The organism is Burkholderia sp. Bmkn7 (assembly GCF_041103175.1).
Lineage (GTDB): Bacteria > Pseudomonadota > Gammaproteobacteria > Burkholderiales > Burkholderiaceae > Burkholderia > Burkholderia cepacia.
The window spans coordinates 3,359,616-3,379,651 of record NZ_JBGCUH010000003.1; the positions used below are offsets into that span (position 1 = coordinate 3,359,616).

Consider the following 20,036-nt stretch of genomic DNA (forward strand, 5'->3'; position numbering starts at 1 on the left):
CTTGCCTTATCGCTCGCTCAGTTACGCACCGGCTTGCCGGTCTGCAACATACCCATGATCCGTTCCTGCGTCTTCTGCGTGCCGAGCAGCTCGACGAACGCACGGCGCTCGAGCGCGAGCAGCCACTGCTCGTCGACGAGGCTGCCGGCTTCGACGTCGCCGCCGCACACGGCTTCGGCAATGCGGCTCGCGATCAGGTAGTCGTGGTCGCTGATGAAGCGGCCGTCACGCATGTTGACGAGCGATGCCTTGATCGTCGCGATCGCCGAGCGGCCCGCGACCGGCACGTCCTTCGCACGCAGCGGTGCGCGGTAGCCGGTGGCGGCCAGCGCACGCGCTTCCTTCTTCGCGGTGTCGAGCAGTTCGAACACGTTGAAGACGATCGTGTCGGACGGCTTCACGTAGCCCATCGCACGTGCATCGTGCGCGGACGCCGACACCTTCGCCATCGCCGCGTTCTCGAACGACTTCGTGACGAACTTCAGGATGTCGGTGGTCGCGTTCGCGGCCGTCGCGGCGTCCGCCGCGCGCAGCGCCGCTTCCTTCAGGCCGCCGCCCGCCGGCACGAGGCCGACACCCACTTCGACGAGGCCGATGTAGCTCTCGACGTGGACGACGCGCTTCGCGCTGTGCAGCATCAGCTCGCACCCGCCGCCGAGCGCGATGCCCGACACGGCCGCGACGACCGGCACGTTCGCGTACTTCACGCGCAGCATGCCTTCCTGGAACTTCTTCACGAACGGCTCGATACCCTTCGCGCCACCCATCATGAACGCGGGCATCGCCTCTTCGAGGTTCGCGCCGGCCGAGAACGGGCCGCCCGGCGTGCCGAGCTTCAGCGACGTCGGCTGCCAGATCACCACGCCCTTGTAGTCCTTCTCCGCGAGTTCGATCGCCTGCACGAGGCCGTCGATCACGCTCGGTCCGATCGTGTTCATCTTCGACTTGAACGACACGATCACGACGTCGTCTTCACCCGCACGATCGTCGACCCATGCGCGCACCGCGTCGGTCTCGAACAGCGTCTTGCCGTACGTCTTCGGATCGGCGCCCGCTTCGCCGAGCAGCGGCGCGCGGAATACCTGCTTGTCGTAGACCGCGAGGTCCGAACGCGGCACGAAGCGCTTCGCAGCCGGTGCCCACGAGCCTTCGGCCGTGTGCACGCCGCCCTTCTCGGCAACCGCGCCTTCGAGCACCCACGACGGCAGCGGCACGTTCGCGAGCGCCTTGCCGGCCGCGATGTCTTCCTGCACCCACTCGGCCACCTGCTTCCAGCCGGCGGCCTGCCAGCCTTCGAACGGGCCTTCGTTCCAGCCGAAGCCCCAGCGGATCGCGAGGTCGACGTCGCGCGCGTTGTCGGCGATCGACTCAAGATGCACGCCGATGTAGTGGAACACGTCGCGGAAGATCGACCACAGGAACTGCGCGTGCGGATGGTCCGTCTCGCGCAGCAGCTTCAGGCGTTCCGCCGGCGGGCGCTTCAGGATGCGGCCGACCGTTTCGTCAGCCTTCGCGCCCGAGTCGACGTAGGTGCCCGTCTTCGCGTCGAGCACCTTGATCGCCTTGCCTTCCTTCTTGTAGAAACCGCCGCCCGTCTTCTGGCCGAGCGCGCCCTGCTTCACCAGTTCGGCGAGCACGGCGGGCGTCTGGTAGACCGGGAAGAACGGATCGTCGGCGAGGTTGTCCTGCATCGTCTTGATCACGTGCGCCATCGTGTCGAGGCCGACCACGTCCGCGGTGCGGAACGTCGCCGACTTCGCGCGGCCGAGGCGGCTGCCCGTCAGGTCGTCGACTTCGTCGAAGCGCAGGCCGAACTTCGCGGCCTCGGTGATCACCGCGAGGATCGAGAAGATGCCGACGCGGTTTGCGATGAAGTTCGGCGTGTCCTTCGCGCGCACGACGCCCTTGCCGACGATGCTCGTCAGGAAGGTTTCGAGCTGGTCGAGGATTTCCGGGCGCGTATGCGCGGTCGGGATCAGCTCGACGAGGTGCATGTAGCGCGGCGGGTTGAAGAAGTGCACGCCGCAGAAGCGCGACTTCAGCTCGTCCGAGAAACCTTCGGACAGCTTCGTGATCGACAGGCCCGACGTGTTGGTCGCGAAGATCGCGTTCGGCGCGATGTGCGGCGCGACCTTCTTGTACAGGTCGTGCTTCCAGTCCATCCGCTCGGCGATCGCTTCGATCACGACGTCGCACTCGGCGAGCTTCGCGATGTCGTCTTCGTAGTTCGCGGCCTCGAGGTATTTCGCGTCGTCCTTCACGCCGAACGGCGCGGGCGACAGCTTCTTCAGGTTCTCGATCGCCTTCAGCGCGATCGCGTTTTTCGGGCCTTCCTTGGCCGGCAGGTCGAACAGCAGCACCGGCACGCGCGCATTGATGAGGTGCGCGGCGATCTGCGCGCCCATCACGCCGGCGCCCAGCACGGCGACCTTGCGAATCAGGAAATTGCTCACGGGATGTCTCCGGATAGTGTCGTGCAGCGCGGAGGTTGGGGCTGCACGGAGAAGTGAGTACCAGGAACCGATGCATCCGGGCGGCGCGCCTCGCGCCCCGCCCGGACTCGCGTCAGAACAGCGATTCGTCGACTTCCATCATCGTCTTCGAACCGGCGCGCGCGGCGCGGATCGTCGACGCCGTCTCGGGCAGCAGGCGCGCGAAGTAGAAGCGTGCCGTCGCGAGCTTCGACTTGTAGAACGGATCGCCCGACGCTTCCTTGTCGAGGGCCAGGCGTGCCATGCGCGCCCAGAAGTACGAGAACACCAGGTGGCCGACGGTGCGCAGGTACGGCACGGCGGCAGCACCGACTTCGTCGGGGTTCTGCATCGCCTTCATGCCGATTTCCATCGTCAGCTTCTGCACCTTGTCGCCGATGTCGGCGAGCGGGTTGATGAACTCGGCCATCTCCGGCTTCACGCCTTCGGCTTCCGCGAATTCGGTCACGAGCTTGCCGAACTTCTTCAGCTTCGCGCCCATGTCGCCGAGCACCTTGCGGCCCAGCAGGTCGAGCGACTGGATCGAGTTCGTGCCTTCGTAGATCATGTTGATCCGCGCGTCGCGCACGTACTGCTCCATGCCCCACTCGGAGATGAAGCCGTGGCCGCCGTAGATCTGCATCGCGTGGTTGGTCGACTCGAACGCGTTGTCGGTCAGGAACGCCTTGATGATCGGCGTGAGCAGCGCGACGAGATCGGCCGCTTCCTTGCGCACCGCTTCGTCGGCGTGCGACAGCTCCTTGTCGATCTGCAGCGCGGACCAGTACGTGAACGCGCGCGCGCCTTCGGCATAGGCCTTCTGCGTGAGCAGCATGCGACGCACGTCCGGGTGCACGATGATCGGGTCGGCCGGCTTGTCCGGTGCCTTCGGGCCCGTCAGCGAACGCATCTGCAGGCGTTCCTTCGCGTACGTGAGCGAGTTCTGGTACGCGACTTCCGTGAGGCCGAGGCCCTGCATGCCGACGCCGAGACGCGCGGCATTCATCATCACGAACATCGCGTTCAAGCCCTTGTTCGGCTCGCCGACCATCCAGCCCTTCGCGCCGTCGAGGTTCATCACGCACGTCGAGTTGCCGTGGATGCCCATCTTGTGTTCGATCGAGCCGCACTTGATGCCGTTGCGCTCGCCCGGCTCGCCCGACGCGTCCGGAATGAACTTCGGCACGATGAACAGCGAGATCCCCTTCGTGCCCTGCGGCGCGTCCGGCAGGCGCGCGAGCACGAGGTGGATGATGTTCTTCGACATGTCGTGCTCGCCGCTCGAGATGAAGATCTTCGTGCCGCTGATCGAGTACGAGCCGTCGCCGTTCGGTTCGGCCTTGGTGCGCAGGATGCCGAGGTCGGTGCCGCAGTGCGGCTCGGTCAGGCACATCGTGCCCGTCCATTCGCCCGACACGAGCTTCGGCAGGTATTGCTTCTGGAGTTCCGGCGCGCCGTGCGCGTGCAGGCATTCGTACGCGCCGTGCGACAGGCCCGGATACATCGTCCATGCCTGGTTCGCCGAGTTCAGCATTTCGTAGAGCGCGTTGTTCACGAACGCGGGCAGGCCCTGGCCGCCGTAGTCCGGATCGCAGCCGAGCGCCGGCCAGCCGGCCTCGACGTATTGCTGGTAGGCCTCCTTGAAGCCGGTCGGGGTCTTCACGACGCCGTCGCCTTCATACGTGCAGCCTTCGCGGTCGCCGACCTGGTTCAGCGGGAACAGTACCTCGGAGCAGAACTTGCCCGCTTCCTCGAGGACCTGGTTGATCGTGTCGGCGTCGAGGTCCGCATGCTTGGGCATTTGCTTGACTTCGGCTTCGACGTTCAGAAGCTCGTGCAACACGAATTGCATGTCGCGCAGCGGCGCGGCGTACTGTCCCATGACTCTCTCCAAAGGTGGGCAAAACGGCTCGAGCTCCTGGCGGGCGGATCACGCGCCGCTAACGGCTCTCGCTCTGATACGAAACAATCGTCTTTTCCAGCGCGGCCCACGTGAGGCGCACGGCATCCGGCGAATGCAGGAAACGTGCGTCGTGATGCAGGCCGAGCGTGAAGCTGTACAACTCGAAGAGCATCAGGTCCGGATCGGTATCCGCACGCAGATGGCCTTCTTCCTTCGCCTGCGAAATGGCCCGCAGCATCGCGGCACGCCAGGCCGTCACGCTCGCGATCAACTGCTCGCGCACGGGGCTGTCAGGCCGGTCGTCGTACTCGACGGCCCCGCTGATGTAGATGCATCCGGTCGTCACCTCCTGGATGCGCTTCTCCGTCCAGCGGGCCAGCATCGCCCGAAGGCGCGGCAAGCCTCGCGGCTCGCGCAGGCTCGGAAAGAACACCTCGTTTTCGAAACGATGGTGATACTCGCGGACGACCTCGACCTGCAGGTCCTCGCGCGATCCGAAGTGCGCGAACACGCCGCTCTTGCTCATCTGCATGCGCTCGGCCAGCAGGCCGATCGTCAGCCCCTCCAGCCCGTCACGGCTGGCGAGGTCCAAAGCAGCTTCAAGTATCGCGGCACGCGTCTGTTCGCCTTTTCGCATAGCTATTTCTGTAACCGTTCGGGGGTTCGAATAAAATCGAACGGCCGTACTATTATTGAGTGCGGCCGCTCGCGAAACAAGGAAATTATTAGAAACCGGTGTCTAACCGAGCCGCTATTTTGCGCGATTCCGGCGGGACCGGAGCGGCTTTTCCGCACGAACGTGCGGACAGATTTTTGAAGCGAACGCTTAGTCTGCGTCAGTCGTAACCACCGACCGTCAGCGCCTTCATCACGAGACGATACGTGGTGTACGCAAGCCAGTTCAGCAGCCGCTCGAGGCGCGGACGCGCGGCGAAGCGCGCGGGGTCGATCTCCCGGCCGTCGGCGAACGCGGCCGCGATCGCGTCGCGCAGTTCGTTCGTGACCGCATCGTAACGCACCAGCACGACGTTCGCTTCATTGTTCAACATCAGGCTCAGCGCGTCCAGATTCGACGAGCCGACCGTCGCCCAGTTGTCGTCGATCACCGCGACCTTGCCGTGCAGCATCGTCTTGTCGTATTCGGCGACGCGCACGCCCGCGCGCAGCAGCGCGTGATACAGGAACGGCACGGCCGTATCGAGTGCCGCGAATTCCTTGCGGCCGATCAGGATCCGCACGTCGACGCCGCGCCGCGCGGCGCCCGTCAGCGCACGGCGCAGCTTGCGCCCCGGCATGAAGTACGGATTGGCCAGCAGGATCCGCTGGCGCGCCTGGCCAATCGCCGCGAGATACGCCTTCTCGATCGCGCGACGGTTCACGACGTTGTCGCGCGCGACGAACGCGACGCTCGGCTCCGTCACGACCCGCAGCGCGCCGGCCTTGATCCAGCGATGGCTGCGCATCCAGCGCCGGAACATGTCGGGGAACGCTTCCCCGCCATGCAGCCCGGCTGCGTATTGCGCATAGGGCTTGTGGCCGAACATGATCCGGTGCCACTGCAATTCGAATGCGGCGCGCACGTCGGACACCGCGGGGCCCGCCATCTCGACCGCGAAATCCCAGCGCGGAAACGGCAGCGTCGTGCCGCCCTGCGCGTAGTCGTCGACGATATTGATGCCGCCGCAGAATGCAACCGCGTGATCGATCACCGCGAGCTTGCGATGCGTGCGCGAGAAACCGAAGCGGCCGAACAGGAAACGGTTGTAGATGCAGTGCTCGACGCCGGCCGCCACCCACGTGTCGAACAGCGGCAGGCGCGCGGTGCCGATGCCGTCGGTGATCACGCGCACGCGCACGCCGCGCTGCGCCGCGCGGATCAGCGCGTCCGACACCGGCCGGCCGGCCGCGTCGTCGCAGAAGATGTAGGTTTCGAGCATCACCTGCTCGCGGGCGGCATCGATCCGCTCGATCAGTGCCCGGAAGAATGCGCCGCCGCCCTCGCACAGCCGCACGGTGTTGCCCGACGTAAAGGCGAGCCGCGACGCGGAACCGCGTTCCTGCAGGAACATCTGCCGCAATTGCGCGAAGCGCTTGCGGGCTTCCGCCGTCATGCGGACGAGCCGTGCGGCGCGCGCGACAGTGCCACGCGCGCGGGCAATTGCAGGATCGCCTCGGCATTCGACGGCGAGAAGCAGCGCGCGGCCGCCTCGCGGAACGGCAGCCACGCGTGGTCGACGTGCTCGCGCGGCGACAGCGTCACGTCGACGCGATGCGGCACGCACAGGCCGAACCAGTGCTCGGTGTTGCGCGTGACGCCCGGTGCATAGCGGTGCAGGTATTGCGGATAGATCGTGTACTCGATCCGGTGGCGCCAGTCGACGAGCGCGCTGGCCGGCACATCCGCGGTGCCGATCGCGATGCCGGTTTCCTCGGCCACTTCGCGCGCGGCGGTGACCGCAAGCGGCTCGTCGAGCGCGTCCTTCGAGCCGGTCACCGATTGCCAGAAATCGGGCTGGTCGGCACGCTTGATCACGAGCACATCGAGGTCGGGCGTGTAGATCACGACAAGAACGGATTCGGGGATTTTCGGCGGCTTCGTCATCTTTGTTTCATGCAGCACGGGGCCACGCGACGGGCACAGGCTCCGAACGGACGGCAAGTGCTGCGACTGTACCGCAAAAAACGAAAAAGGCGCATCGCTGCGCCTTTTTCATGAGCGTCGTGTGCGCGCGAACGCACACACGACCGGATGCGAAGCGCGTTACGCCTTCGGCTGTTCCGGCTGACGCAGGCGGATGTGCAGTTCGCGCAGCTGACGCTCGTCGACCGGGCTCGGTGCCTGCGTGAGCAGATCCTGCGCACGCTGCGTCTTCGGGAACGCGATCACGTCGCGGATCGAATCGGCGCCGGCCATCATCGTGACGATGCGGTCGAGACCGAACGCGATACCGCCGTGCGGCGGCGCGCCGTACTGCAGTGCATCCAGCAGGAAGCCGAACTTGAGCTGAGCCTCTTCCGCACCGATCTTCAGCGCACGGAACACCTTGCTCTGCACTTCCTCCTGATAGATACGCACCGAGCCGCCGCCGATTTCCCAGCCGTTCAGCACCATGTCGTAGGCCTTCGCGAGGCAGCGGCCCGGGTCGGTCTCGAGGTACTCGAGGTGCTCGTCCTTCGGGCTCGTGAACGGGTGGTGCGCAGCGACGTAGCGCGCATCTTCGTCGTCGTATTCGAACATCGGGAAGTCGACGACCCACAGCGGCTTCCAGCCGGCCTGGACCAGACCGTTCGCCTTGCCGAATTCCGAATGGCCGATCTTCAGGCGCAGCGCGCCGAGGCTGTCGTTGACGACCTTCGCGCGGTCGGCCGCGAAGAAGATGATGTCGCCGTCTTCGGCGCCGGTGCGCTCGAGGATCGCCGCGATCGACGCGTCGTGCAGGTTCTTGACGATCGGGCTCTGCAGGCCGTCACGGCCCTTCGCCTTCTCGTTGACCTTGATCCATGCGAGGCCCTTCGCGCCGTAGATGCGCACGAATTCGGTGTAGCCGTCGATGTCGCCGCGCGACAACTCGCCACCCTTCGGCACGCGCAGCGCCGCGACTCGACCGTCCTTCGCGTTGGCCGGCGTGCTGAACACCTTGAAGTCGACGTCCTTCATCGCGTCGGTCAGCTCGGTGAATTCGAGCTGCACGCGCAGGTCCGGCTTGTCCGAACCGAAACGCGCCATCGCTTCCGAGTACGGCATCACCGGGAATTTCGCGTCGAGCTCGACGTCGATCGTCGTCTTGAAGATGTGACGGATCATGTCTTCGAACAGGTCACGGATTTCCTGCTCGCCGAGGAACGACGTTTCGCAGTCGATCTGCGTGAATTCCGGCTGACGGTCGGCACGGAGGTCTTCGTCGCGGAAGCACTTGGTGATCTGGTAGTAACGGTCGAAGTTCGCGACCATCAGCAGCTGCTTGAACAGCTGCGGCGACTGCGGCAGCGCAAAGAACTGGCCCGCGTTCACGCGCGACGGCACGAGGTAGTCGCGCGCGCCTTCCGGCGTGCTCTTCGTCAGCATCGGCGTTTCGATGTCGATGAAGCCCTGCTCGTCGAGGTACTTGCGCGCTTCGATCGCGACGCGGTAGCGCAGGCGCAGGTTGTGCTGCATCTGCGGGCGGCGCAGGTCGAGCACGCGGTGCGTGAGGCGCGTCGTTTCCGACAGGTTGTCGTCATCGAGCTGGAACGGCGGCGTGACCGACGCGTTCAGCACGTTCAGTTCGTGACACAGCACTTCGATCTTGCCGCTCTTCAGGCCGGCGTTGACCGTACCGTCCGGACGGTTGCGCACGAGGCCCTTGATCTGCACGCAGAACTCGTTGCGCACGCCTTCGGCGGTCGCGAACATTTCCGCGCGATCCGGGTCGCACACCACCTGCACGAGGCCTTCACGATCGCGCAGGTCGATGAAGATCACACCGCCGTGATCGCGGCGGCGCTGCACCCAGCCGCACAGCGACACGGTTTGGCCCAGCAGGTGTTCGGTCACGAGACCGCAGTATTCAGTACGCATCGACATGATGTTTGCTTTCGTTCGGTTTGATCAACGGGCGCCGCAACGCGCGGCCCGGGCGATGATTCTTTACTTACAGCGGCGGCTCGACGGGGCGGCGCGCAGGCGCCGGAACCGGCGCCGGGGGCGCCACCACGCCCATCGAGACGATGTACTTGAGCGCGGCATCGACCGACATGTCGAGTTCGATGACTTCGCTCTTCGGCAGCATCAGGAAGAAGCCCGACGTCGGGTTCGGTGTCGTCGGAATATAGACGCTCACGTATTCTTCCGTCAGATGATTGAGCACGTCGCCGCCCGGCGTGCCGGTCAGAAACGCGATCGTATACGAGCCGCGACGCGGGTATTCGATCAGCAGCGCCTTGCGGAACGCATTGCCGCTGCTCGACAGCAGCGTGTCCGACACCTGCTTGACGCTCGTGTAGATCGGCCCGACGACCGGGATGTGACGCACCACGGCGTTCCACCACGTGACGAGCTTCTGGCCGATGAAGTTCTGCGTGGCCAGCCCGACGACGAAGATGAACGCGAGCGTCAGCACCGCGCCGATCCCCGGCAAGTGGAAGCCGAGCATCCGCTCGGGCTGCCACGATTCGGGCAGCAGCAGCAGTGTCTGGTCCATCGTGCCGATGATGAGACCGAGCACCCACAGCGTGATCGCGAGCGGGACGAGAACCAGCAGGCCGGTCAGAAACACCGATTTCAGGGTCGTCTTTTTCATCATCTGCCGTCAATGAACCGCGCCGGCGGCGCGGGTTGGTCGCAGCCCGGCCGGGCCGCGACGGTCAACTGCTGGCGGCGGGCGCGGCTGCCGGGGCAGGCGCAGCGCTCGTCGTCGTGCTTTCGGAACTGCTCGATGCAGCCGGCGCGGCCGCGGCGGGCGCGGCTTCCGCCGGTGCGGCCGGCGCTGCGTCGCCCGACGCCGTCGCCGGCGCGCTGGTGCCGCCCGAACCGCCGCGGAAATCGGTGACATACCAACCCGAACCCTTCAGCTGGAAGCCCGCCGCAGTGACCTGCTTGCGGAATGCATCCTTCCCGCATTCCGGGCACTGCGACAGCGGCGCATCGCTCATCTTCTGGAGCACGTCCTTCGCGAAACCACACGCTTCGCATCGATAGGCGTAGATCGGCATGATATTTTTCCCGCGGAAACTGGAAACAGCTTGCAAAACCTTGAATTATAGCCGAAACCCTGCCGCGCTCCGGCAATGGCCGCGACACCTGCGCATCAGCGACGGCGCCACGTGAGCCAGCGCTCGTGACCTTCGAACACGGGCAGCGAATCGGTCACCGGCAAATCCTCGATCAGTTCGAAGTGCGGCGTGAGCAGCGCATCGAGTTCGGCACGCTCGATCCCGAACGGCGGCCCCTTCGGTTTCGCCATCAGGAAAAAATAGCCGGCCAGCAATCCGTCCACGGGCAGCAGCTCGGCCATGCGGGCCGCGTAGCCGGCGCGCATGGCCGGCGGCAGCGCGCACAGGAACGCGCGCTCGTACACCCACTGCACGTCGAACGGCGGCCGGTACGAAAAGAAATCGGCCTGCTCGACGACTTCCGCGTGCACGCCGAGCTGCGCTTTCGCAACGGCCACTGCCTGCGCGGAGAAATCGATCGCACGCACGGGCCAGCCGGCCTGCGCGAGCCACCCGGCCTCCTGCGCACTGCCACAGCCGGGAATCAGCACCGCGCACGGCTCGAGCCGGTGCGCGAACACGCGAAACCCGTCGGGCACGCCACCGAATTCCCACGGCGTCACGCCACGCTCGAAACGTTCGTCCCAGAACGATGCGTTGCCGGGATCGCGCGTCGTGAAATCGGCGGCTGCCGGTGTGGACGGTTGCTTCGGATCGGACATCGCCCTGCTCCTTTCGGTCATGTGCCGTACGCGAGCGCGAGCAGCACGCGCGCGACGAGCGCCCCGACGCCGACGGCGAGACCGAAGATCAGCAGCGCCTGCAGCAGCCGGTTCGTCCGCTTCTGCTCGACGAGAATCTGGCGCATCAGGTCCTCGCTCGCCGCGCGCGGCGCGTCGTGGCGCGCCGCCATCGCGTGGTGGATCAGGCGCGGCAGTTGCGGCAGCGTCTTGCTCCACTGCGGCGCCTCGACCTTGAAGCGCTCGTACCAGCCGCGCAGGCCGATCTGCTCGGTCATCCAGCGCTCGAGGTACGGCTTCGCGGTCTTCCACAGGTCGAGCTCCGGGTCGAGCGATCGGCCGAGCCCCTCGACGTTCAGCATCGTCTTCTGCAGCAGCACGAGCTGCGGCTGGATCTCGACGTTGAAGCGGCGCGACGTCGAGAACAGGCGCATCAGCACCTGGCCGAGCGAGATGTCCTTCAGCGCACGATCGAAATACGGCTCGCACACCGCACGGATCGCGCTTTCGAGCTCCTCGACGCGCGTCTCGGGCGGCACCCAGCCGGATTCGAGGTGGAGCGTCGCGACGCGGTGGTAATCGCGCTTGAAGAACGCCAGGAAGTTCTGCGCGAGGTAGTTCTTGTCGAAATCGGACAGCGCGCCGACGATCCCGAAATCGAGCGCGATATAGCGTCCGAACGTGCTCGGATCGAGGCTCACCTGGATGTTGCCCGGGTGCATGTCCGCATGGAAGAAGCCGTCGCGGAACACCTGCGTGAAGAAGATCTCGACGCCTTCGCGCGCGAGCTTCTTGATGTCGACACCGGCCGAGCGCAGCGTCTCGACCTGGCTGATCGGCACGCCGGTCATGCGCTCCATCACGAGCACCTGCGACGTCGAAAAATCCCAGAACATCTCGGGCACGAGCAGCAGGTCGAGGCCCGCGAAGTTGCGGCGCAGCTGGCTGCCGTTGGCGGCCTCGCGCATCAGGTCGAGCTCGTCGTGCAGGTACTTGTCGAACTCGGCGACGACCTCGCGCGGCTTCAGGCGCCGGCCGTCGGCCCACATGCGCTCGGTCCAGATCGCGATGTCGCGCATCAGCGCGAGGTCGGAATCGATCACGGACAGCATGTTCGGGCGCAGCACCTTGACGGCGACGGCCTTGCCCGCGTGCTGGCCCTGCTTGAGCTTCGCGAAATGCACCTGCGCGATCGACGCGCTCGCGACCGGCTCGCGCTCGAATTCGTCGAACAGCTCGTCGACCGGCGCACCGAGCGACTTCTCGATGATCCCGATCGCGACCGCCGAATCGAACGGCGGCACCTGGTCCTGCAGCTTCGCGAGTTCGTTCGCGAAATCGACCGACAGCAGGTCGCGGCGCGTCGACAGCACCTGGCCGAACTTGACGAAGATCGGGCCGAGGCTTTCGAGCGCATGGCGCAGCCGCACCGCAGGCGGATCGGAATAACGGCGGCCGATCGTCGTGATCCGCAGCAGCAGCTTCACGCGCCGGTCGTCGATCCGGGACAGCATCACTTCGTCGAGACCAAAGCGGATGACGGTGTAGACAATCTTGATGAAACGGAAAATGCGCATGCCCTGCGGCCCTCAGTGCGCGCCGCGCGGGCCGGAACCCGTGCGCGCGCCGATTTTTTGTTCGAGTCGCTCGACCCGCTTTTCGACCCGCGCGAGCGCATCGCGTGCGCGCGCCAGTTCGGCGTCGAAGCCGCCGAGCGACGCGCGGCGGACGACTTGCGGGTTCTCGTCGAGCCAGTATTCGGCTACGGAATCGAGCACGTTGCGGCCGGTACGTCGCGCGCGCGCGCCGGCGTCGCGCACGACCGTCGCGATCCGGTAGGCCGCCGCGTCGCCGACCAGCTTCGCGAGATCTTCTTCAGGTTCCCAGCGCAGGTGCTCGGCCAGCTTCGCGATCTGCGTCGCGAACTCCGCATCGCCCTCGATCTTCACGTGCTTCATCACGGCCGCCTGGCCGCCCTGCAGGAACGCGGCGACCGTGTCGCCCGCGAGCGCGATCGACACGTCGACCTGTTGCGCATCGTGCGCGTCGACGGCCGACAGATAGCCGTCGGGCTGCACCAGCAGCGTGAGCGTAACGGGAGGCACGTCGATCCGGGCAGTCTTGCCCGCATACGGAATCAGGCGGTCGCGCGCCCACGATTCGCGGGCGAGCAGGTGATTGACGGCAGCAGCAAAAGGCTTGGCGGCAAAGGTCATCGGGCTGGGAAAGAAAAAACCCGCGCAGGCCGGGCGCCCACGCGGGTTTCTATTGTAACGTCGGATCGTCGGCAGGCCGTGCCTGACCGCACACCCGGGCGGCAAGCGGTCGCAGTGCGACGGCCGTTGCCCGGGCGTCCGGCGGCGTGGCCGCCGGACACGCTCAGTGCGTGTTGATCTGCTGGATGCCCGCGAGCAGCCAGCCCTGACTGCCCGACTTCGACAGGTTCCACACCTCGTCGAACGGCGCGGCCGACGCATTCGCCGATTCGCGGATCAGGCCGTGGAAACGCACGCTCGCCGACTGCTCGATGCCGCGATCCTCGATCGCGACCAGTTCCGCGTCGAGCTGCACGACGTCGGTCTGGTTCGACTCGTTGCCGCGCGAATCGAGGTCGATCTTGATCTCGGCGAACATTTCGGGCGTCGTGAACTCGCGGATGTCGGCCAGGTTGCCCTGGTCCCACGCGGCCTGCAGGCGCACGAAATAAACCTTCGAGCTGCGCAGGAACGCTTCGGTGTCGAAGCCGGCCGGCACCTGGAGCGGTGCTGCCGCCGCCGCTGCCGCGCCTGTGGCCGCGGCACCGCCGCCGAACACGCCTTGCGCTTCGTTCGCGTAGCTGCTGCCGCTACCTGCATAGTTGCTGCCGGTACCGCCCTGCTGGAACGACGGGCTCTGCGAGTAGCCACCCGACGACGACGCCGAGCCGCCGACCGAGTATGCCGGCTCCTGCGGACGACGGCGGTTCATGAACTTGCGGATCAGCCAGATGCCGACCATCGCGAGCAACGCGATCACGATGACGTTCGCCATCATGCTCGCGAATGCGCCGCCCAGGCCGAAGTGCGACAGCAGCGCCGCGATACCGAGACCGGCCGCGAGGCCGGCGATCGGCCCGAGCCAGCGCGAGCGGTTGGGCTGCGCGGCCGGCGCGGGCGCGGCCGGGTTCGCACGCTGCGCCTGCGACGGCGCGGCCTGCTGCATCGGCTGCTGCGCAGGCGGCGTGGCCTGGCGCTGCGTGACGGTGGAATTCTGGCGGCCGATGCTGCGCCCGCCGCCCATGCGCTTGGCTTCAGCGTCGAGCGATGCGAACGTGCCGGCCGTGAGCAGGCCGACCATCAGCAGCGTGCCGACTCGTCGAGCCCACGGCTTCGACGGCTTGCTACGGTTGAACAACGAACGCGTTTCGGACATCAGCTTCTCCAGATGTAAGACAAATGTATGGAAAGAGCCCCTTAGTACTTGGCTCCCATGTGTAAAGCTACCACGCCACCTGACAAATTGTAATATTTGACGGCATCGAGGCCCGCTTGTTCCATCATCGTCTTCAGCGTGTCCTGATCGGGGTGCATCCGGATAGATTCAGCAAGATACCGGTAACTTTCAGCATCTTTCGCGAACTTGTCGCCAAGCCACGGTAATACTTTGAAAGAATACAGATCGTACGCCTTTTTCAGCGGATCCCAGACTTTCGAGAATTCCAGCACCATCACGCGGCCGCCGGGCTTCGTCACGCGGCGCATCTCCGCCAGCGCGGCATCCTTGTGCGTCATGTTGCGCAGCCCGAACGCGACCGTGACCAGATCGAAGTAGTTGTCCGGAAAGGGAATTTTCTCCGCATCGCACAGCAGCGACGGCGTCACGATGCCCTTGTCGAGCAGCCGGTCGCGACCGACGCGCAGCATCGATTCGTTGATGTCCGTGTGCCAGACCTCGCCCGTCGGCCCGGCTGCCTTCGCGAACGCCTTGGTCAGGTCGCCGGTGCCGGCCGCGATGTCGAGCACCTTGAAGCCGGGACGCACGTTCGCCTGCGCGATCGTGAACGCCTTCCACGCGCGGTGCATGCCCGCCGACATCAGGTCGTTCATCAGATCGTAGTTGCTCGCGACCGAATGGAACACACCCGCCACTTTCTTCGCTTTTTCGTTTTCCTCGACGCTTTCGAAGCCGAAGTGGGTTTTGCTCATCGCGTTGATCCTCAGTAAATGGCAAGACGGCGCCGAGCGGGCGCCGTCGAATTTCAGTGGCAGTGGCCGTGCGACGCGGAGGCCGCCTGCATCGGGGCGTCGCGCTCGACGCCCGCCGCCTTCAGTTTGTCGAAATAGTCGCGCCACAGCGCGTCCTGCTGCGTGGCCAGCTCGTACAGCAGGTCCCACGAGTAGATGCCGGTCGAATGGCCGTCGGAAAACGTCGGCTGCAGCGCGTAGTTGCCGACGCCCTCGAGCGCGGTGATCGTCACCTCGCGCTTGCCGGTCTGCAGCGTCTCCTGGCCGGGCCCGTGGCCGCGCACCTCGGCGGACGGCGAATACACGCGCATCAGCTCGAACGGGATCCGGTAGCTTTCACCGTTCGGGTACTGCAATTCGAGCACGCGCGATACCGCGTGCACGACGACGCCGGACGGAATCGGCGTCGTGGAAGTCAAACCGCTCATGGCTGCCTCGAATCGGTCATGCGTTGAATTTCCTCGCGCACCGCATTGTGCAGCAGCGAGGCCTGCGCCGCGCGCGTGCGCAGCAGCGCCTCGGACACGCTGCGCTGGCGCGGCGCCCAGACGGGCTGCGGGAAATGGGCGTCGTTGGAAAAGCGCGGGATCACGTGCCAGTGCACGTGCGGCACCATGTTGCCGAGGCTCGCGAGATTCACCTTATTCGGCTGCATCACGCGGCGCACGGCCCGCTCGACCGCGTAGACCACGCGCATCAGGTGGGCCCGCTCGGGCTCGCCGAGATCGGAGAACTCGGCCACGTGCGTGCCCCAGATCACCCGGCAGAAGCCCGGATACTCGTGCTCGCCCGTCGCGAGGACGACGCGCAGCGCATCGTCCTGCCAGAGCACCTCGCCGCCGTCTTCACGGCAAAACACGCATTCCATCGTCGCTCCCATGTGGACGGGCGCCGGCATTGCCGCGCCGGCGCCCGCTCATCCCCAGCCCGGTCGGGCGGTCGTCATGCCCGCATTAGACCAGCACGCGCTCGATCCCGCCATTGTTCGCACGTGCGACATAATCGGCCATCCAGTTCTCGCCGAGCACCTGGCGCGCGATTTCGACCACGATGTAGTCGGCTTCGAGGTTCGCGTCCTCGCTGTAGCGCGACAAGCCCTGCAGGCACGACGGGCAGCTCGTCAGGATCTTCACGTCCGGGCCGTTCGCGGCCGCAGCGGCCGGCGCCGGCGCGTTGCCGGCCACGACCGGGATGCTGCGCAGCTTCGCGGCGCCCTTGCGGATCTCCTCTTCCTTGCGGAAGCGGACCTGCGTGGACACGTCCGGGCGCGTGACCGCGAGCGTGCCCGATTCACCGCAGCAACGATCGTTCTTCTCGATCCGGTAGCCGTCCTTCTCCGAACCCATCAGCTCGTTGACGAGCTTCACCGGGTCGATCGTCTTGATCGGCGTATGGCACGGGTCGTGATACATGTAGCGCGTGCCCGTCACGCCGTCGAGCTTCATCCCCTTCTCGAGCAGGAACTCGTGGATGTCGATGATCCGGCAGCCCGGGAAGATCTTGTCGAATTCGTAACCGGCGAGCTGGTCGTAGCAGGTGCCGCACGACACGACCACCGTCTTGATATCGAGGTAGTTGAGCGTGTTCGCGACCCGGTGGAACAACACGCGGTTGTCGGTGACGATCTTCTCGGCCTTGTCGTACTGGCCCGAGCCGCGCTGCGGATAACCGCAGCACAGGTAGCCCGGCGGCAGCACGGTCTGCACGCCCGCCTCCCACAGCATCGCCTGCGTCGCGAGGCCGACCTGCGAGAACAAACGCTCGGAGCCGCAGCCCGGGAAGTAGAACACCGCTTCCGAATCGACGGTCGTCGACTTCGGGTTGCGGATGATCGGCACGATCTTGTTGTCCTCGATGTCGAGCAGCGCGCGTGCCGTCTTCTTCGGCAGGTTGCCCGGCATCTTCTTGTTGACGAAGTGGATCACCTGCTCGACGACGGGCGGCTTGCCGACCGTCGCCGGCGGGTGCTGCGTCTGCTTCTTCACGACGTTCTTCAGCATGTCGTTCGCGAAGCGCTGCACCTTGTAGCCGACGCCCATCATCACGCTGCGCGCGGCGTTGATCGTCTGCGGGTTGGTCGCGTTCAGGAAGAACATGCCCGCCGCATTGCCGGCGTTGAATTTCTTCTTGCCCATCTTGCGCAACAGGTTGCGCATGTTCATCGTGACGTCGCCGAAATCGATCTTCACCGGGCACGGGGTCGCGCACTTGTGGCACACCGTGCAGTGGTCGGCCACGTCGTTGAACTCGTCCCAGTGCTTGATCGACACGCCGCGGCGCGTCTGTTCCTCATACAGGAACGCCTCGACCAGCAGCGACGTCGCGAGGATCTTGTTGCGCGGGCTGTACAGCAGGTTCGCGCGCGGCACGTGCGTCGCGCACACCGGCTTGCACTTGCCGCAGCGCAGGCAGTCCTTCACCGAATCGGCGATCGCGCCGATGTCGGACTGCTTCATGATCAGCGACTCGTATCCCATCAGCCCGAAGCTCGGCGTATAGGCGTTGCGCAGATCGGCGCCTTCGAGCAGCTTGCCCTTGTTGAAGCGGCCGTTCGGGTCGACACGCTGCTTGTACGCGCGGAATTCGGCGATCTCGTCGTCGGTCAGGAACTCGAGCTTCGTGATGCCGATGCCGTGCTCGCCGGAAATCACGCCGTCGAGCGAACGCGCGAGCGTCATGATGCGCGCGACCGCCGCGTGGGCGTCCTGCAGCATCTCGTAGTTGTCGGAGTTGACCGGCAGGTTGGTGTGGACGTTGCCGTCGCCCGCGTGCATGTGCAGCGCGACGAACACGCGGCCGCGCAGCACCTGCTTGTGGATCGCCTGCGCTTCGTCGAGGATCTGCTTGAACGCGCCGCCGTTGAAGATCGCGCGCAGCTCCGCGCGGATCTCCTGCTTCCACGAGATGCGGACCGTGCGGTCCTGCGTGACGTGGAACACGGTCGCGCCCGGCTGCTCGTCCGCGCGATCGGCGAACTTCTCGGCGAGCGCCTCGTAACCGAGCTGCACGAGGTAGTGCTGCGCCTCGCGCAGCGGCTGGTCGAGCCGGTCGCGCACGAATTCCCAGCGCGCGCGCACGCGCTTGAGCAGCTCCAGTGCCTGCTGGACGCGATCCTCGAGCAGTTCGGCGCTCGGGATCTCGTTCGCGTCGTCGGTCTTGCCGAGCGGCAGGTTGCCGGCGCGGAAAAACGCTTCCAGCGCGTCGACCAGCTGCAGCTTGTTCTTCAGCGACAGCTCGATGTTGATCCGCTCGATGCCGTCGGTGTACTCGCCCATCCGGTTCAGCGGGATCACGACGTCTTCGTTGATCTTGAACGCGTTCGTGTGCTTCGCGATCGCGGCCGTGCGGCTGCGGTCGAGCCAGAAGCGCTTGCGCGCCTCCGCGCTGATCGCGACGAAACCTTCGCCGCTCTTGCCGTTCGCCATCCGGATCACTTCGGACGTCGCGTGCGCGACCGCGTCGGCGTCATCGCCGACGATGTCGCCGATCAGGACCATCTTGGGGAATGCGTTGCGCTTGCTCTTGGTCGCGTAGCCGACCGCACGCAGGTAGCGCTCGTCGAGGTGCTCGAGGCCCGCGAGGATCGCGCCGCCCTGCTTCGACGTCTCGAACAGGTAATCCTTGATCTCGACGATGCTCGGGATCGCCTCGCGCGCCTGGCCGAAGAATTCCAGGCAGACGGTGCGCGTGTGCGCAGGCATCTTGTGCAGCACCCAGCGCGCGGACGTGATGAGCCCGTCGCAACCTTCCTTCTGCACGCCCGGCAGGCCGGCGAGGAACTTGTCGGTCACGTCCTTGCCGAGACCTTCCTTGCGGAACCGGCGGCCCTCGATCTCGAGCATCTCGCTCTTCAGCAGCTTCTCGCCCGGCGCATATGCGCCGTCGAACCACTTCAGCTCGAAACGCGCGACCGCGATGTCGTGAATCTTGCCCTGGTTGTGCTCGTGGCGCGTGACTTCGAGCCAGTTGCCGTCCGGGTCGACCATCCGCCACCAGGCCAGGTTGTCGAGCGCGGTGCCCCACAGCACGGCCTTCTTGCCGCCCGCGTTCATCGCGACGTTGCCGCCGATGCACGATGCGTCGAGCGAGGTCGGATCGACCGCGAACACGTAGCCGGCCGCTTCCGCGGCTTCCGTCACGCGACGCGTGACGACGCCCGCGCCGGAGAAGATCGTCGGCACCTTGTGCGCGACGCCCGGCAGCTCGGTCAGCTCGACCGCGCCGAGCTGTTCGAGCTTCTCGGTGTTGATCACCGCGGAGAACGGCGTGAGCGGCACCGCGCCGCCCGTGTAGCCGGTGCCGCCGCCGCGCGGGATCACGGTCAGGCCGAGCTCGAAGCAGGCCTTGATGAGGCCGGCGATCTCGGCTTCGGTATCGGGGGTGAGCACGACGAACGGGTATTCGACCCGCCAGTCGGTCGCGTCGGTCACGTGCGACACGCGCGACAGCCCGTCGAAACGGATGTTGTCCTTCTGCGTGCAGCGGCCGAGCGCCTTGGTCGCGCGGCGGCGCAGGTCGGCCATCTTCTCGAATTCGTCGGCGAACTCGTCGACCGCGCGCTGCGCGGCGGTTTCGAGCATCTCGACGCGCGATGCGCGTTCACGGCCCGCGTCGTCGCGGTGCTCGGTGAGATCCGCGCTGCGGCGCTTGCCGATTTCGGTCAGCCGGTGGTTCAGCGCCTCGATCAGCAGCGCGCGGCGCTTCGGGTTGTCGAGCAGGTCGTCCTGCAGGTACGGGTTGCGGCGCACGACCCAGATGTCGCCGAGCACCTCATACAGCATCCGTGCCGAGCGGCCCGTACGGCGCTCGGCACGCAGCTCGTCGAGCACCGACCACGCCTCTTCGCCGAGCAGGCGGATCACGATCTCGCGATCCGAGAAGGACGTGTAGTTGTAGGGAATCTCGCGCAACCGGGGCGCGGGGTCGGCGGCGACGGCGGCGGCCGCGCCATGCGGATCGAAAACTTGTGGTGCGTTCATGTTCGGACGACTCGGAGGGCCGATACACC

Annotated in this window: 16 protein-coding genes; all 16 read right to left on the bottom strand. The window is 66.0% G+C overall.

Going from position 1 to position 20,036, the window contains the following annotated elements:
* Positions 1 to 17: 17 nt before the first annotated feature.
* Entirely contained in the window at positions 18 to 2,453 is a 2,436-nt protein-coding gene (locus AB3K92_RS37215; protein ID WP_021158421.1) for a 3-hydroxyacyl-CoA dehydrogenase/enoyl-CoA hydratase family protein, read from the bottom strand.
* A 112-nt stretch (positions 2,454 to 2,565) separates the two neighbouring features.
* Positions 2,566 to 4,353 carry an acyl-CoA dehydrogenase C-terminal domain-containing protein gene (locus tag AB3K92_RS37220; protein WP_021158420.1) on the bottom strand — a complete coding sequence of 596 codons (1,788 nt, stop codon included), beginning with the start codon at positions 4,351 to 4,353 and terminating at the stop codon, positions 2,566 to 2,568.
* A 58-nt stretch (positions 4,354 to 4,411) separates the two neighbouring features.
* Positions 4,412 to 5,011 (bottom strand): TetR/AcrR family transcriptional regulator, encoded by a 600-nt coding sequence (locus tag AB3K92_RS37225; protein WP_006751498.1) that lies wholly within the window; start codon positions 5,009 to 5,011, stop codon positions 4,412 to 4,414.
* A gap of 199 nt (positions 5,012 to 5,210) precedes the next feature.
* Entirely contained in the window at positions 5,211 to 6,485 is a 1,275-nt protein-coding gene (gene clsB, locus AB3K92_RS37230) for a cardiolipin synthase ClsB (RefSeq protein WP_059815532.1), read from the bottom strand.
* Positions 6,482 to 6,976 (bottom strand): dihydroneopterin triphosphate diphosphatase, encoded by a 495-nt coding sequence (gene nudB / locus AB3K92_RS37235; RefSeq protein ID WP_021158417.1) that lies wholly within the window; start codon positions 6,974 to 6,976, stop codon positions 6,482 to 6,484. The genes clsB and nudB overlap by 4 nt, the downstream gene beginning before the upstream one ends.
* Before the next feature lie 159 nt (positions 6,977 to 7,135).
* Positions 7,136 to 8,938: an aspartate--tRNA ligase gene (aspS, locus tag AB3K92_RS37240; RefSeq protein ID WP_021158416.1), complete on the bottom strand. Its 1,803-nt coding sequence runs from the start codon at positions 8,936 to 8,938 to the stop codon at positions 7,136 to 7,138.
* A gap of 67 nt (positions 8,939 to 9,005) precedes the next feature.
* Entirely contained in the window at positions 9,006 to 9,656 is a 651-nt protein-coding gene (locus AB3K92_RS37245) for a DUF502 domain-containing protein (RefSeq protein ID WP_021158415.1), read from the bottom strand.
* A 61-nt stretch (positions 9,657 to 9,717) separates the two neighbouring features.
* On the bottom strand, positions 9,718 to 10,065 hold the full coding sequence (locus tag AB3K92_RS37250; protein WP_027789154.1) for an FmdB family zinc ribbon protein: 348 nt from the start codon (positions 10,063 to 10,065) through the stop codon (positions 9,718 to 9,720).
* Positions 10,066 to 10,160: 95 nt separating this feature from the next.
* Positions 10,161 to 10,787, bottom strand: coding sequence for a methyltransferase domain-containing protein (locus AB3K92_RS37255; RefSeq protein WP_060342171.1), 627 nt, complete (start codon positions 10,785 to 10,787; stop codon positions 10,161 to 10,163).
* Positions 10,788 to 10,804: 17 nt separating this feature from the next.
* Positions 10,805 to 12,382: a ubiquinone biosynthesis regulatory protein kinase UbiB gene (gene ubiB, locus AB3K92_RS37260; RefSeq protein WP_048026149.1), complete on the bottom strand. Its 1,578-nt coding sequence runs from the start codon at positions 12,380 to 12,382 to the stop codon at positions 10,805 to 10,807.
* A gap of 12 nt (positions 12,383 to 12,394) precedes the next feature.
* Complete coding sequence (locus AB3K92_RS37265; protein ID WP_006487883.1) at positions 12,395 to 13,021, bottom strand: SCP2 domain-containing protein; 627 nt, start codon at positions 13,019 to 13,021, stop codon at positions 12,395 to 12,397.
* Positions 13,022 to 13,184: 163 nt separating this feature from the next.
* Positions 13,185 to 14,216: a Tim44 domain-containing protein gene (locus AB3K92_RS37270; protein ID WP_021161321.1), complete on the bottom strand. Its 1,032-nt coding sequence runs from the start codon at positions 14,214 to 14,216 to the stop codon at positions 13,185 to 13,187.
* Positions 14,217 to 14,257: 41 nt separating this feature from the next.
* Positions 14,258 to 14,989: a bifunctional demethylmenaquinone methyltransferase/2-methoxy-6-polyprenyl-1,4-benzoquinol methylase UbiE gene (gene ubiE, locus AB3K92_RS37275; protein WP_027789150.1), complete on the bottom strand. Its 732-nt coding sequence runs from the start codon at positions 14,987 to 14,989 to the stop codon at positions 14,258 to 14,260.
* Between the two features lie 53 nt (positions 14,990 to 15,042).
* Positions 15,043 to 15,456 carry a gamma-butyrobetaine hydroxylase-like domain-containing protein gene (locus AB3K92_RS37280; protein WP_021161323.1) on the bottom strand — a complete coding sequence of 138 codons (414 nt, stop codon included), beginning with the start codon at positions 15,454 to 15,456 and terminating at the stop codon, positions 15,043 to 15,045.
* The gene (locus tag AB3K92_RS37285; RefSeq protein WP_021161324.1) at positions 15,453 to 15,896 is read right to left on the bottom strand and encodes an HIT family protein; all 444 of its coding nucleotides are present in this window, start codon (positions 15,894 to 15,896) and stop codon (positions 15,453 to 15,455) included. The genes AB3K92_RS37280 and AB3K92_RS37285 overlap by 4 nt, the downstream gene beginning before the upstream one ends.
* A gap of 85 nt (positions 15,897 to 15,981) precedes the next feature.
* A complete protein-coding gene (locus AB3K92_RS37290) occupies positions 15,982 to 20,007 on the bottom strand; it encodes a DUF3683 domain-containing protein (RefSeq protein ID WP_059589715.1) in 4,026 nt (1,341 codons plus the stop codon).
* Positions 20,008 to 20,036 lie beyond the last annotated feature (29 nt).